The organism is Serratia sp. (in: enterobacteria), assembly GCF_046715635.1.
Classification (GTDB): Bacteria; Pseudomonadota; Gammaproteobacteria; order Enterobacterales; family Enterobacteriaceae; genus Chania.
Genome location: NZ_JBKJYW010000204.1, coordinates 1 through 14,890 on the forward strand (window position 1 = coordinate 1; position 14,890 = coordinate 14,890).

Consider the following 14,890-nt stretch of genomic DNA (forward strand, 5'->3'; position numbering starts at 1 on the left):
GGCGTCTTGATGGATCGCGGCTTCAAGGTGGCGTTGGTGACCGATGGCCGCCTGTCCGGCGCTTCCGGCAAGGTTCCTTCGGCGATCCATGTCACCCCGGAGGCCTACACTGGCGGTATGCTGGCCAAAGTACAAAGCGGCGATATGATCCGGGTGAATGGCCGCACCGGCGAGCTGCAACTACTGGTCTCCGAAGCAGAGCTGGCCCAGCGCACTCCCTATCAACCCGATCTGAGCGGTGAAAGGAACGGCTGTGGCCGTGAGCTGTTTGGTGCGTTACGCAGCCAGCTTTCCGGGGCCGAACAGGGCGCCTGCTGTATCACGTTTTAATCCTGATTAACCTGGACGGGCGCGGCATACTGCGCGCCCCAATCTGGCGAATTGGTACGACTATTGCTTAAAAAGAGGACATGCGTACACTTAACATACCCGTTCCAGTCCGGCCAGCCTGAAAGAGACTCTGGCGCTGTATACAGATGACCTTGCTCTGCCCGACGGACGATAACGCCAGGATTTAGTCTGTATGAAAGCATTTTTGCCAGGCTTACACGCCCTCATCCAACAACGACTCCCACACACGCTGCGCAGTAAAATGATTGTCCTGGCCATCATCATGGTCTCGCTACCGACCTTAATCATCGGCTATCTGGTTGAAACCGAGGGGCGTGAAGCCCTGCTGCAAGAGAAGAAGGCCAAGCTGTTTGCCGTCACCTCCTTGCTGGATAATGCGCTGGGCGACAGCTTTTCGCTTTACCCTGATTTGCCCAGAGAGCAGCGCATCAAGGCACTGAATCAGCACTTGGCACCGGTTACCGATGAGATCACCCGCGCTTTTTCCGGGGTCGGTGCGGGTTACTATAACCAACACCTGGATGCCATTATTACCTACGCCCCACAGCAGCAATATGGTAATGCGGTCGGTATTTCGATTAATGCAGACCACCCCGGCCATGAAGTGATGGCAAACGGCAAACCGCTGGTAAGCAGTGGCTCTCAGGTGCGTGGCAATATTATGAATGCCATGATCCCCATCAAACGCGATAACCAGATCCTCGGGTATATCTGGGCCAACGAACTGTCGAATGATATCGATCGTCAGGCGCTGTCGATGGATCTCAAGATTATCCTGGTGATCAGCATCGGCCTGTTATTGAGCTTAGGGCTGATCGTGGTCTTTTCACGCCGCTTCGCCTCGGATATTGACGTTATTAAATCCAGCCTGACCAATCTATCGTTGAACCTGAATAGCGACCTCCCCGCGATGCAGGGCGAGATGGGGGAAATATCCGACAGCGTGAATGCCTTATCCCGCGCGCTGCGGGAAACCAAAACGCTCAATGAATTAATTCTCGAAAGCGCTGCCGACGGAGTTATTTCAGTGGATATCCATGGCTGCGTCACCATGATTAACCCCGCGGGGGAACTCATCACCGGCTACAGCCGTAAGGAACTGATGGGGAAACCTTATGCGGAAGTGTTTGAAAAAGTGGATTTTAATAGCCCAGTATTGGATACCCTGTTCCGTGGCATAGAACATGTCGCGTTAGAAATTGATTACCCCGGGAAAACCCGCACCATACAGCTCAGTATCAGTACCAGCCAACTGCGTAACGCCCAGGGGGATACCCTTGGTGCCCTGGCCATATTCACCGATTTAACCGCCAAAAAGGACGTGCAACGCCGCATTGAGCAAGCCGAACGGCTGGCCACACTTGGGGAGTTGATGGCCGGGGTCGCCCATGAAGTTCGCAATCCATTAACGGCCATCAGCGGTTTTGTGCAAATTCTCAAGGACAGTGAAAAAGATCCACAGCGGCTGGAATATACCCACATCATTTTAAAAGAGGTTCAGTCGATTAATCGGGTGATCCAGCAGTTACTCGATTTCTCTCGTCCACGGATTGGCCGCTATCATCAAGTCAATTTAAATCAAATCCTGCGCGAAAGCCTGATCTTGGTAAAAACCAAAGGTGTACAAGCCAGGGTCGATTTTCACCTTCATTTGGATGAAGGATTGAGTGATATTGAAGCCGACGGTGAATTATTAAAGCAGGTATTACTTAATATTCTGATTAATGCCGTCCAGTCTATTGCGGCCCGAGGGGAAATTACCATTGCCACCCAAGCGCTGGAGGAGAACCGGCAACAAATCACTATTCAGGATAACGGCTGTGGTATTGCAGATGATATTAAGTCGAAAGTTTTCGATCCGTTTTACACCACCAAGCCTTCGGGAACCGGATTAGGCCTGTCTATCAGCCAGCGCATTGTCACCGCCCACGACGGTGAAATAAAACTAGCAAGCCAGCCGAATAATGGAACCACATTTACTATTATCTTGCCAGTCAAACATGACGCAGGGGATCTATTATGAAAAAATCATACCGTATTCTGATCGTGGATGATGAAGAAAACGTTCGCCGCATGTTAACCACCGTGTTTAGCCTCGATGGCCATCAACCTATCTGTGCCGCGGATGGCCAGCAAGCGCTGGAACAATTCAAACAACAGGCTCCGGATATTGTGCTCATGGATATCCGTATGCCAAAAATCAATGGCCTTGAGGCACTGCAAGTTATGCGGCAGACCCGGCAGGAAACACCGGTGATCCTCATGACCGCCTACGCCGCCGTCGAAACGGCGGTTGAGGCGCTACGCTTGGGCGCATTTGATTATGTGATTAAACCCTTTGATCTGGACGAGCTGAAAATCATTATCAGCCGTGCGATGCAGTTGCAGGAGATGAAACAGGAAATCAATCGCCTGCATCGGGCCTTATCTGACAGTTACCAATGGGGCCGATTACTCACCAACAGTGCCAAAATGATGGAGCTTTGCCGCGATACGGCAAAAATTGCCATGAGCCACGCCAGCGTGTTGATAACCGGTGAAAGTGGCACGGGCAAGGAGTTGATTGCTAAAGCCATTCACTACAACAGCCCGCGCGCCAAGGGGCCATTTATCAAGATCAACTGCGGCGCACTGCCGGAATCGCTGCTGGAAAGCGAGCTTTTTGGCCATGAGAAAGGAGCCTTTACCGGCGCACATATGCAGCGCCAGGGCCTATTTGAACGGGCCAACCAGGGGACACTGCTGCTCGATGAGGTGGGCGAAATGCCGCACAACCTGCAGGTCAAATTACTGCGGGTGCTACAGGAAAAAGAGTTTGAGCGGCTCGGTGGCAGCAAAACCATTAAAACAGATATCCGATTAATTGCCGCGACCAACCGCAATCTGGCGGCGATGGTTGAGCAAGGCGAGTTCCGCCAGGATCTGTTTTACCGCCTGAATGTGATCCATCTTTCCCCGCTGCCGCTGCGCGAAAGGCCGGAGGACGTGCCGTTGCTGGCCCGACATTTCCTGCAGAAGTTCAATGCCGAAAACGGCAAAGAGATCATTGAGATAGATGCCAGCGCGCAGGCCATGCTTGATGCGTATTCCTGGCCGGGTAACATCCGGGAACTCTCCAATGCGATTGAGCGAGCCGTGATTATGAGCACCGGGTTTATCATCTTCCCGGAGGATTTACCGGAACATTTACAGCAGCCACACCCCGTCCAGCCTAATATTAATCGCGCCACATTTGCTGAACCGGGATTAAATTTAAAAGAAAATATTAAAGCTTATGAACGCGAGCTGATTTGCTCTGCGCTAGCAGATAATCAGGATAATCGGGTGAAAACCGCGCGCGCGTTAGGTATTAGCCGCAGAGCTTTGATGTACAAATTGCAGGAATACCGCATCGACTCTCACTCCGCCACACCACCGGATAATATATAAACAAATATTAACTGTACGGTGGGTGCTGGTCTAAATAGCGCCTGAGATCACATTTATTAGGTCATCAGGCGTCGCCTATTATTTATTCTGTATAGCCTCAGGGGTAACAAAATGTGCACCCCTGTGCAAGAAATTGCACACCTCATTGTTAATTACTCCTACATCTTATTAAACAATTAAATAACAATCCTGTTATTCCAGTGAATATCAGTGAGTTAATTCCTTTCTAACCGCCCGGATCAATTGGCATGAAGGTTGCTATTCCTTAATTGAACCTATTTTTTAGTGTCAAATATAAGGGATAACCATGAAAAGAAAACTCATCGATATTGAGCAGGCGACCGAACATTTCCGTGATGGTATGACCATCATGATCGGTGGTTTTATGGGCGTGGGCGCCCCACCGCGTCTTATTTCAGCCTTACTGGCGGCAAACGTAAAAGATCTCACCTTAATCACCACCGATACCGCCTTCGTCGATACCGGCGTCGGGCCATTGGTAGCCAGTGGCAGGGTGAAGAAAGTTATCGCCTCCCATATCGGCACCAACCCCGAAACCGGCCGCCGCATGATCTCGGGCGAGATGGAAGTGGAGTTGGTTCCACAGGGCACGCTGGCCGAACGTATCCGCTGTGGCGGTGCTGGCCTGGGTGGCTTTCTGACCCCCACCGGCGTTGGCACCGTAGTCGAAGAAGGCAAACAGAAAATCACGCTGAACGGTATCGACTACCTGCTGGAGCTACCTTTACGCGCCGATCTGGCCTTGGTTCGCGCCCATCTTAGCGACTATCAGGGCAACCTGACCTACCAGCTAAGCGCCCGTAACTTCAACCCGCTGATGGCACTTGCCGCTGACGTGGTTATCGCCGAACCGGAATCCGTGGTGGATATCGGCAGCATTACCGCTGACTGCGTCATCACCCCCGCCGCGTTAATCGACCACATTGTCTGCCCGCAGGAGAACCAATAATGAACGCTAAAGAACTTATCGCTCGTCGCGTGGCCCTTGAACTGCACGATGGGGACATCGTCAATCTGGGCATCGGGTTACCCACTCAGGTGGTCAACTATTTACCCACCGATATTCATATCACCCTGCAATCTGAAAATGGTTTTCTTGGTTTGGCACCGGTCACCGAGGCCCATCCCAATCTGGTCAATGCCGGTGGCCAGCCCTGCGGTATCTTACCCGGCGGAGCGGCCTTCGACAGCGCATTCTCCTTTGCCTTGATCCGTGGTGGCCATGTTGACGTCAGCGTTCTTGGCGGCTTACAGGTCGATCAGCAGGCCAATCTCGCCAACTGGATGGTACCGGGGAAAATGGTTCCAGGTATGGGCGGGGCGATGGATCTGGTTACCGGGGCACGGCGGGTGATCATTGCGATGGAACATTGCGCCAAAGAGGGCTCGGCCAAAATCCTCCAGCACTGCTCACTACCGCTGACCGCGAAAAATAAAGTCAGCATGGTGGTGACCGAGTTAGCCGTATTCAGCTTCGAACAAGGCAAGTTGGTACTGAAGGAGCATGCGCCAGGTGTCACTCTGGAAACCATTCAGGCCAAAACGGATGCTGAATTCTCCGTGTCACCGGGCCTCAAAGCCATGCCGATTGTGGTAGAGGAAGGTGTCGTATGATTGGCCGCATCTCCCGCTTTTTAACCGGTTTCGTTAGCCGCTATCTGCCCGACCCGCTGATTTTTGCCATGTTGCTGACAATGCTGACCTTTGGTATCGCACTGGCGCTCACCCCTCATACGCCAATTGAAATGGTGAACATGTGGGGGAATGGCTTCTGGAATCTGCTGGCCTTCGGTATGCAGATGGCGCTGATTATCGTCACCGGCCATGCTCTGGCAACCTCTGCACCGGTCAAGCGCATCCTGACGCTCACCGCCTCGGTCGCCAAAACTCCGGCTCAGGGTGTGATGTTGGTGACCTTCCTCGGCTCGGTAGCCTGCGTCATCAACTGGGGGTTTGGCCTGGTGGTCGGCGCTATGTTTGCCCGCGAAGTCGCACGCCGTATTCCCGGCTCGGATTACCCGCTATTGATTGCCTGCGCTTACATCGGCTTTCTGACCTGGGGCGGCGGTTTCTCTGGCTCTATGCCGCTGCTGGCCGCCACACCAGGCAACCCGGTCGAACATATCGCCGGTTTAATCCCGGTCTCCGACACGCTGTTCACCGGATACAATCTGTTTATTACCTTAGGTCTGATCCTGGTGATGCCGTTCGTCACCCGCATGATGGTACCGAAGCCACATGAGGTGGTAAGTGTGGATCCCGCGCTGCTGGCGGAAGAACCAAGCTTCCAAAAAAAGCTGTCTGCTGATGCTCCGATTGCCGAAAAAATGGAAGAAAGCCGCATTATTGCCTTCATCATCGGTGCGCTGGGCATTGCCTATTTAGGGATGAGCTTCTGGGAAAAGGGCTTTAACATCACGATTAATACGGTAAACATGATGTTTATGATTGCCGGTATCCTGCTGCATAAAACTCCGATGGCTTATATGCGCGCCATCTCTGCGGCGGCCAAGAGCACGGCAGGCATTTTAGTCCAGTTCCCATTCTATGCCGGGATCCAGCTCATGATGGAACACTCCGGCCTCGGCGGCCTGATCACCGAGTTCTTCATCAACGTGGCCAACAAAGACACCTTCCCCATTATGACCTTCTTCAGTTCGGCGCTGATTAACTTTGCCGTGCCATCAGGTGGCGGTCACTGGGTGATCCAGGGGCCGTTCGTTATTCCTGCCGCTCAGGCACTGGGAGCCGATTTAGGTAAGTCGGTGATGGCTATCGCCTATGGCGAGCAGTGGATGAACATGGCGCAACCTTTCTGGGCGCTACCGGCATTGGCTATCGCCGGTCTGGGGGTCCGGGACATCATGGGCTACTGCGTCACCGCCCTGCTGTTCTCTGGCGTCATCTTCGTTATCGGCCTCACCCTATTCTAGCGTTGTCACATAAGGAACTATCGTATGGAGAGTATCGTTATCGTCAGCGCCGTGCGTACGGCTATTGGTAACTTCAACGGGGCTTTGGCACCGGTCAGCGCAACTGATTTAGGTTCGCTAGTGCTGCGTGAAGCCATGCTTCGTGCCGGTATCGGTGGCGACCAGGTGGATGAAGTCATTTTAGGCAATGTGCTCCAGGCCGGATTGGGCCAAAACCCGGCACGGCAGGCGCTGTTGAAAAGTGGCATACCTGACACCGTCAGCGGTTATACCGTCAACAAGGTCTGTGGCTCCGGTTTGAAAAGCGTGGCCCTGGCCGCCCAGGCCATTTTGGCCGGGGATGCGCAAACCATTCTCGCTGGCGGCATGGAAAATATGAGCCAGGCGCCTTACCTGATGGATAGCAAAGCGCGTTGGGGCTATCGACTGGGTGACGGCCAACTGCTCGACGTGATCCTGAAAGATGGTTTGATGTGCGCCACCCACGATTATCATATGGGCATCACCGCAGAGAACGTCGCAAAGGAATATGGCATTACTCGCGAAGCACAAGACGCACTGGCGCTGGCGTCGCAGCAAAAAGCGGTCGCCGCCATCTCAAGCGGCGCTTTCGCCAAGGAAATCGTGCCTGTCACGGTAAAGAACAGGAAGGGTGATATCGTCATCGATACCGACGAGTTCCCTAAAGCCGCTACCACGGCGGAAGGCTTGGCCAAATTACGCCCGGCCTTTAGCAAAGACGGCAGCGTCACCGCCGGTAATGCGTCCGGGATTAATGATGGTGCAGCCGCGTTGGTGGTAATGGCGGAAAGCCACGCCCGTCAGCTAGGCTTGACCCCTCTGGCGAGGATCCGCGGTTATGCCAGCGGTGGCGTAGCTCCTGCGCTGATGGGAATGGGCCCCGTACCCGCGACCCTTAATGCGCTGAAGAAAACCGGTTTGGCACTGTCAGATATCGATTTGATTGAGGCCAACGAAGCTTTCGCCGCGCAATTTTTAGCCGTAGGGAAAACCCTGGGATTCGCTGAGGAAAAGGTAAACGTCAACGGCGGTGCTATCGCGCTGGGTCATCCGATAGGTGCCAGCGGTGCGCGTATTCTGGTCACTCTGCTACACGCTTTGCAAGCCAGAGATAAAACCCTGGGGCTGGCAACGCTGTGCATCGGCGGTGGCCAAGGCACGGCGATGATTATTGAACGCCTGAACTAGTCCACCTAAGGAGCGAGCCTGGCAACCTCGCTCCTGGTTATCAGGCCGATTTAGGCATGGCTGGATTGAATGTCCGCTGGCTGAAACGCCGCTTTTTGCGGTAGGCAAACACATCCTCGACGTGTCCCTCCTTAATGCGCTGCTGCAACCCTCGCCAGTAGTTCGCTTCAAACAGGTCGCTGTGCATTTCCTCAAAGACCTTGCGGATACGCCGGTCACCACACAGGAAATGGCGAAACTCTTCGGGGAAAACGTCGTTAGGTGAAATGCTGTACCAGGGTTCGCTGGCCAACTCATCTTCCGGATAGCGCGGCGGCGGGATATTACGGAAGTTCACCTCGGTCATGTAGCAAATCTCGTCATAGTCGTAAAACACCACGCGCCCATGGCGTGTCACACCGAAGTTCTTGAACAGCATATCGCCGGGGAAGATATTGGCCGCAGCCAGCTGTTTGATCGCATTACCATATTCTTCGATGGCGTCATGCATTTGCCGTTCGTCTGCCTGTTCGAGATACAGGTTCAGCGGCGTCATTCGCCGCTCCATATACAGATGCTTGATGACCACGCGATCGCCGAGATCTTCCAGCTTTTCCGGCACTTCACGCTGCAACTCCGCCAGCAGTTGCGGGCTGATGCGCGCCTTATCCACCACAAAATTCTCATATTCCTGAGTATCGGCCATCCGCCCGACGCGATCGTGCTCTTTGACCAACTGGTAGCAGGCCATCACCTGCGCCTGCGTAACCTCTTTCTGCGGCGCGAATTCGTCTTTAATCACTTTGAAGACCCGATCAAAGGACGGTAGCGTAAACACCAGCATCACCATGCCCTTCACGCCCGGCGCAATAATGAATTGCTCCTGCGACTGCGCCATAAAATTCAGGTATTCGCGGTAGCATTCGGTTTTACCATGCTTCTGGCAGCCGATCGCCATATACAGTTCGGCGGTGGTTTTACCCGGTAGGATCTCCCGCAACCACTCGACCATCGCTGCTAGTAATGGGGCATACACCATGAAGTAGGAACGGGCGAAGCCAAACACGATGCTGGCTTCGGCCTTGCTGGTCAGGCAGGTATCAATAAACAGCGCGCCGAACTCGCTGTGGTGGATCGGCAACAGGAACGGGTAAACCCCGTCGGCCAACCGTAGCTTACCAACCAACCAGGCCGCCTTGTTACGGTAGAACAGCTCATTGCCAATTTGGAACGTCGCTCCCGCTAGCTGTTGGGAGCTGAAGGTCTGCAGTAAGGCTTGGGTGATATAGCGAATATCGCGTGGCAGATCTTCCCACGGCAGTCGCAGCGGCAAGTCGGTCAACAGGCTGTGCAGCATGGCAGCCAAATCACCATTGGGAGTAAAATCACGTGCCAACGGCCTGGGAATATCGCGAAAGCGCCGTTCAGGCTGCGAGCTGAAAACGAACAGCTTGTCTGGGGTTAAATCCCGATGTTTGAACAGCCGACAGTAAACCGAGTTGAAGAAACTTTCGGCAATCTCAAAACGCGGGTAGTCGGGCAATAGCTCGGTATAAACCGTCTTTACCCGGTTGGGAAAATCCGCATCGTAATATTTCTGCCCGGTGATGCATTTCAGTTGCTCAACCACCAGACCGACGTGGTGGTCGTAAAGATGGATACGTCGTTTCATCGCCTGTTGTACGGCGGGCCAGTCTGCCTGCTCAAAACGCTGCTGCGCTCCGGCCGTGACTTCAAGAAAGCGGCCATATTGCGCATCAAAGCCCTGCAGGATCGTCTGTGCAATCAACAGCTCCAGTTTTTCCGCCATCTTTGCCTCTGCCATTCAGGAATGAAACAAGAGCCTGGCACCGCGCCAGGCCCCTTGGGGATCAGAACTGCTGTTCTTCGGTGGAACCGGTCAGTGCCGTTACCGAGGAAGCGCCCCCCTGAATAATGGTGGTCACTTTATCGAAGTAGCCGGTCCCCACTTCCTGCTGATGCGAAGCAAAAGTGTAACCACGCTCGACCGCGGCAAACTCTGGTTGCTGCACTTTTTCGACATAGTGCTTCATGCCTTCACCACGTGCATAAGCGTGTGCCAGATCGAACATGTTGAACCACATGCTGTGGATACCGGCCAGCGTGATGAACTGGTACTTGTAGCCCATGGCGGACAGCGCGTCCTGGAAGCGGGCGATAGTCTGGTCGTCCAGGTTCTTTTTCCAGTTGAACGATGGTGAGCAGTTATAGGCCAACAGTTTACCGGGGAATTTGGCATGGATCGCATCGGCAAAGCGTTGCGCTGCTTCCAGGTCCGGCGTAGAGGTTTCGCACCACACCAGATCGGCATAAGGGGCATAGGCCAGCCCACGGCTGATGGCCTGCTCAATACCGGCATGGGTACGGTAAAAACCTTCGGCGGTGCGTTCGCCAGACACAAAGGCGCTGTCATACGGATCGCAGTCGGAAGTCAGCAGATCCGCCGCGTCGGCATCGGTGCGGGCAATCAGCAGGGTTGGGACACCGAGAACGTCAGCGGCCAAGCGCGCCGCAACCAACTTCTGAATGGCTTCCTGAGTCGGGACCAAGACCTTGCCGCCCATATGGCCACACTTCTTCACCGCCGCCAGTTGGTCTTCGAAATGCACCCCGGCGGCACCGGCTTCGATCATCGCCTTCATCAGTTCAAAGGCATTCAGCACGCCGCCAAAGCCGGCTTCGGCATCCGCCACGATCGGCAGGAAGTAATCGGTATAGCCTTTGCTGCCCGGTTCAATCTGGTTTGCCCACTGGATCTGATCCGCCCGACGGAAGGTGTTATTGATGCGCTCAACCACCGTCGGGACAGAGTCCACCGGGTACAGTGATTGATCGGGATACATGGCGGAAGCGGTATTGGCATCAGCCGCTACCTGCCAACCGGACAGGTAGATCGCTTCGACGCCGGCTTTCGCCTGTTGCAGCGCCTGGCCACCGGTCAACGCCCCAAGGCTGTTCACGTACCCTTTGCGGGATTTGCCGTGCAGCAGTTCCCAGAGTTTCGCCGCACCGTTCTGCGCCAATGTGCAAACCGGATTGACCGAGCCACGCAGGTTGATCACGTCTTCGGCGCTGTAAGGGCGGGTGATGCCTTCCCAGCGTGCTGATTTCCATTCCTGTTCCAGCTGTTGGATCTGTTGGGTACGAGAGGTCGTCATATTTTTATCCTTTTCAATACGGTAGGGTTAAAGGTCAGGAACGGTTTCAGGCCAGTAATTCGTAGCCGGGTAAGGTCAGGAAATCGATTAATTCGTCTTGCGTGGTAATACGCTCCATCAGTTGTGCCGCCTCTTCGAAACGGCCTGCGTGATAACGCGCTTCACCCAGCTCTTTACGAACGACCTGCATCTCTTCCTGCAGCATCTGGCGGAACAGGGCCTTGGTTACCTGTTGGCCATTGCTGAGGCTTTTCTCGTGATGGATCCACTGCCAGATTGAGGTACGTGAAATCTCGGCGGTAGCGGCATCTTCCATCAGGCCATAAATCGGTACGCAGCCATTGCCGGAGATCCAGGCTTCAATGTATTGCACCGCCACGCGGATATTGGCGCGCATGCCGGTTTCGGTACGCTCACCGTCGCACGGCTCCAGCAGTTGCGCCGCCGTGATAGGAGCATCGTTCTCACGCAGCACCTCAAGTTGGTTCTGCCGCTCGCCCAGGATGCGGTCAAACACTTCCATCACCGTATCGGCCAGACCTGGATGTGCCACCCAAGTACCGTCGTGGCCGTTGGTCGCTTCCAGTTCTTTATCCGCCCGCACCTTGCCCAACACCACCGCGTTTTGTTCGGCGTCTTTGCTGGGGATAAATGCCGCCATTCCCCCCATCGCAAAAGCTCCGCGGCGGTGACAGGTCTTGATCAGTAAGCGTGAATAGGCACTGAGGAAAGGCTGGGTCATAGTGACGGACTGACGATCCGGCAACACCCGATCGCCATGGTTCTTCAGCGTTTTGATATAGCTGAAGATGTAGTCCCAACGGCCACAGTTCAGCCCGACGATATGATCGCGCAGGTGGTACAGGATCTCGTCCATCTGGAATACCGCAGGCAGGGTTTCAATCAACACAGTGGCTTTGATAGTGCCGCGCGGTAACCCGAAGCGATCCTCGGTATAGCTAAAGACTTCGCCCCACCAGGCAGCCTCCTGCCAAGACTGGGTTTTCGGCAGGTAGAAATATGGGCCACTGCCTTTTGCCAGCAGTTGGCGATAGTTATGGAAGAAATAGAGGGCAAAATCGAACAGCCCGCCCGGAATCGCTTCGCCCTGCCACTGCACGTGTTTTTCCGGCAAATGCAGGCCACGCACGCGGGCAATCAACACCGCCGGGTTGGGTTTGAGCTGGTAAATCTTGCCAGCTTCATTGGTGTAAGAGATGGTGCCATTAACCGCATCGTGCAGGTTGATCTGCCCATCGATAACCTTGTCCCAGCTTGGGGCCAGTGAATCTTCAAAGTCGGCCATAAACACTTTGACGTTGGCATTGAGGGCGTTGATCACCATTTTGCGTTCAACCGGCCCGGTAATCTCTACCCGACGGTCACGTAAATCACTGGGAACGCCACGGATCTGCCACTCACCCTGACGAATGGAATCCGTTTCCAAAATAAACCCCGGCAACTCGCCGCGATCGATTTTCTCTTGCCAGCTGGCGCGTGCTGCCAACAGTTTGTTGCGTTTTGGCGTGAATTTCCCCACCAGTTCAGCCAGGAACTCGACCGCGTCATCCGTCAGTATCTGCCGCTCTGCAGAGCCGAAAGCCTGTGTAAACGCTAATTCCGTGCCTACCATCTGTTGCGTCATTGTCTTGATCCTTTCCATCATTCCACGCCGCCATTGCTGGCCAGGCGAAGCATTGTTGTCGGAAATCGGGTGAAAAAAAGACCGCCAACTGGTCAGATGTCATCCCGCAGGATCCTAGAATAACCAACAAAAATTAAAAATCAAAAACGATTTCCATTTTTTTAATAAATATTTTATTAACCTTTTATTATCAATTGATTAGATTATTTATCATTTATAGCAGACCAGGAAACCGGTTCCATTACGATAAAGGAATGCCGGTAATACATTGTTTTTAAATGAGTTATAGATGCTGAAACGTTGCAAGTTTGGCGGGAAAAGCGGTGGAATAAACCAGGGCGGCCTCGATTCAGCCACCCGGTGCAGATAAAAATGTTACTCGAGGGTCGGATTCATATGGCGCAGATCGAACGGCGTGATCTGGTAAACGTAGTAGTTCAACCAGTTGGAAAACAGCAGGTGACCATGGCTTCGCCATGAGGCTGCGGGGGGCAATTCGGGGTTATCATCGGGGAAGTAATTTAGCGGTACGGTCGGGTTGAGGCCTGCATCGTTATCGCGACAATACTCACCCGCTAACGTCAGAGTGTCATATTCCGGATGCCCGGTGACAAAGGCCATGCGTTTATCCTTAGTGGCGAACAGATAGGCACCAGCCAGCTCTGATTCAGCCAGAATATCCAGATCGGTATACTGTCGGAGGATCTCGGTTGGGAAATCGGCATAGCGGGAGTGGGGAGCCAGGAAGGTTTCATCAAAGCCCCGGGTCAGCAAGGCATGCTGGTGCAGCGTACTATGCTGGTACACCCCAGAGAGCTTTACCTCACGCGTCTTCTTTGGAATGCCGTACAGGATGTTTAGCGCGGCCTGCACTGCCCAACAGACAAACAGGGTTGAGGTCACATGATCCTTGGCCCACTCGATCACTCGCTCGATCTGCGGCCAATAGGCGACATCACAAAAGTCCACCAGGCCCAGCGGAGCGCCGGTGACGATCAGCCCGTCAAAGTTCTCATCCTGGATATCTTCAAAGTTACAGTAGAAATTATTCAGATGCTCCGTAGGCGTGTTCTTCGATTCACGGCTATCGATACGCAGCAGTTGGATATCGATCTGCAGTGGCGAGTTGGAAAGCAAACGCAGGAACTGGTTTTCCGTTTCGATCTTTTTTGGCATCAGGTTGAGGATAAGTACCTTTAATGGCCTGATTTCCTGTGTTTTTGCGCGTGAGGATGTCATGACAAACACGTTCTCATTACGCAAGAAATTGACCGCAGGTAACTCATCAGGAACACGAATCGGCATTGCTTACCCCTCACACATCCGTTTATACGTTTAGACTTCTAGATGCCCGAAGATAGCGCTTTTTTAGCGTCATGTCGAGGATTCAACGGGAAGGTGAAAATGTTTCATCGCCAGGCAGAAAGAGCTAATCAAATACTCCGAGCTAGCCCCCTCTCCCTCAAACAAGCGCTTATGGCGTTACCGGTTTATCAGTGGGAGAGGGTTGGGGTGAGGGGATTTCTGTTTTCGATGCATAGCTGAGAGGCCATCCTTTCGGATGGCCTCTCAGCTTAATTGATGCTTGGCAGTGTCCTACAATATTCGTCTCGTCCTGGGACTCACCCCTTCGGGGCCGCCGTAAACGGCGTTCCAATCTGTTCCCGACAGATTGGTCGCATGCCCATGCTTGAATAACATTTCCATACAACAGATAAAGCAAAAAGCCCTACGTTTTCACGCAGGGCTTTTTACTTTAATTGATGCTTGGCAGTGTCCTACTCTCGCATGGGGAGACCCCACACTACCATCGGCGCTACGGCGTTTCACTTCTGAGTTCGGCATGGGGTCAGGTGGGACCACCGCGCTATTGCCGCCAAGCAAATTCTTTTAATTCTTTTCTTTCTGCCGAACTTCTAAACCACTTAAATAAAGTGGTGCTGATACCCAGAGTCGAACTGGGGACCTCACCCTTACCAAGGGTGCGCTCTACCAACTGAGCCATATCAGCACACTAATTTGATGCCTGGCAGTGTCCTACTCTCGCATGGGGAGACCCCACACTACCATCGGCGCTACGGCGTTTCACTTCTGAGTTCGGCATGGGGTCAGGTGGGACCACCGCGCTATTGCCGCCAGGCAAA

11 protein-coding genes, 1 tRNA gene and 2 rRNA genes are annotated in these 14,890 nt (G+C 53.7%); 7 read left to right on the forward strand and 7 right to left on the reverse strand.

Annotation, left to right across the window (positions count from 1 at the left end; translation table 11 throughout):
- The 7 genes from ACLQ7H_RS10145 to ACLQ7H_RS10175 all read left to right on the forward strand — a co-directional run.
- Positions 1 to 330 (forward strand): dihydroxy-acid dehydratase (locus ACLQ7H_RS10145; protein ID WP_411752547.1); only part of this gene is annotated, 330 nt, incomplete at its 5' end.
- A 193-nt stretch (positions 331 to 523) separates the two neighbouring features.
- Complete coding sequence (gene atoS, locus ACLQ7H_RS10150; RefSeq protein WP_411752548.1) at positions 524 to 2,374, forward strand: two-component system sensor histidine kinase AtoS; 1,851 nt, start codon at positions 524 to 526, stop codon at positions 2,372 to 2,374.
- Positions 2,371 to 3,780 carry an acetoacetate metabolism transcriptional regulator AtoC gene (atoC, locus tag ACLQ7H_RS10155; RefSeq protein WP_411752549.1) on the forward strand — a complete coding sequence of 470 codons (1,410 nt, stop codon included), beginning with the start codon at positions 2,371 to 2,373 and terminating at the stop codon, positions 3,778 to 3,780. Before atoS ends, atoC begins: the two co-directional genes overlap by 4 nt.
- 307 nt (positions 3,781 to 4,087) lie before the next feature.
- Complete coding sequence (atoD, locus tag ACLQ7H_RS10160; protein ID WP_411752550.1) at positions 4,088 to 4,750, forward strand: acetate CoA-transferase subunit alpha; 663 nt, start codon at positions 4,088 to 4,090, stop codon at positions 4,748 to 4,750.
- Positions 4,750 to 5,415: a 3-oxoacid CoA-transferase subunit B gene (locus ACLQ7H_RS10165; RefSeq protein ID WP_411752551.1), complete on the forward strand. Its 666-nt coding sequence runs from the start codon at positions 4,750 to 4,752 to the stop codon at positions 5,413 to 5,415. Before atoD ends, ACLQ7H_RS10165 begins: the two co-directional genes overlap by 1 nt.
- Complete coding sequence (locus ACLQ7H_RS10170) at positions 5,412 to 6,734, forward strand: TIGR00366 family protein (protein WP_411752552.1); 1,323 nt, start codon at positions 5,412 to 5,414, stop codon at positions 6,732 to 6,734. The genes ACLQ7H_RS10165 and ACLQ7H_RS10170 overlap by 4 nt, the downstream gene beginning before the upstream one ends.
- Positions 6,735 to 6,758: 24 nt before the next feature.
- Entirely contained in the window at positions 6,759 to 7,943 is a 1,185-nt protein-coding gene (locus ACLQ7H_RS10175) for an acetyl-CoA C-acetyltransferase (RefSeq protein ID WP_411752553.1), read from the forward strand.
- 40 nt (positions 7,944 to 7,983) lie between these two features.
- On the opposite strand, the gene aceK is transcribed toward ACLQ7H_RS10175, so the two are convergent.
- From aceK to rrf (ACLQ7H_RS10210), 7 genes are all read right to left on the reverse strand, one after another.
- Complete coding sequence (gene aceK, locus ACLQ7H_RS10180; protein WP_411752554.1) at positions 7,984 to 9,732, reverse strand: bifunctional isocitrate dehydrogenase kinase/phosphatase; 1,749 nt, start codon at positions 9,730 to 9,732, stop codon at positions 7,984 to 7,986.
- 61 nt (positions 9,733 to 9,793) lie between these two features.
- A complete protein-coding gene (gene aceA / locus ACLQ7H_RS10185) occupies positions 9,794 to 11,101 on the reverse strand; it encodes an isocitrate lyase (protein WP_411752555.1) in 1,308 nt (435 codons plus the stop codon).
- 46 nt (positions 11,102 to 11,147) lie between these two features.
- A complete protein-coding gene (gene aceB, locus ACLQ7H_RS10190) occupies positions 11,148 to 12,746 on the reverse strand; it encodes a malate synthase A (RefSeq protein ID WP_411752556.1) in 1,599 nt (532 codons plus the stop codon).
- A gap of 375 nt (positions 12,747 to 13,121) precedes the next feature.
- Positions 13,122 to 14,051 carry a homoserine O-succinyltransferase MetA gene (metA, locus tag ACLQ7H_RS10195; RefSeq protein ID WP_411752557.1) on the reverse strand — a complete coding sequence of 310 codons (930 nt, stop codon included), beginning with the start codon at positions 14,049 to 14,051 and terminating at the stop codon, positions 13,122 to 13,124.
- 460 nt (positions 14,052 to 14,511) lie between these two features.
- Positions 14,512 to 14,627, reverse strand: a 5S ribosomal RNA gene (gene rrf, locus ACLQ7H_RS10200).
- Between the two features lie 54 nt (positions 14,628 to 14,681).
- Positions 14,682 to 14,757 (reverse strand) — tRNA-Thr (locus tag ACLQ7H_RS10205).
- A 13-nt stretch (positions 14,758 to 14,770) separates the two neighbouring features.
- Positions 14,771 to 14,886, reverse strand: a 5S ribosomal RNA gene (gene rrf, locus ACLQ7H_RS10210).
- Positions 14,887 to 14,890 lie beyond the last annotated feature (4 nt).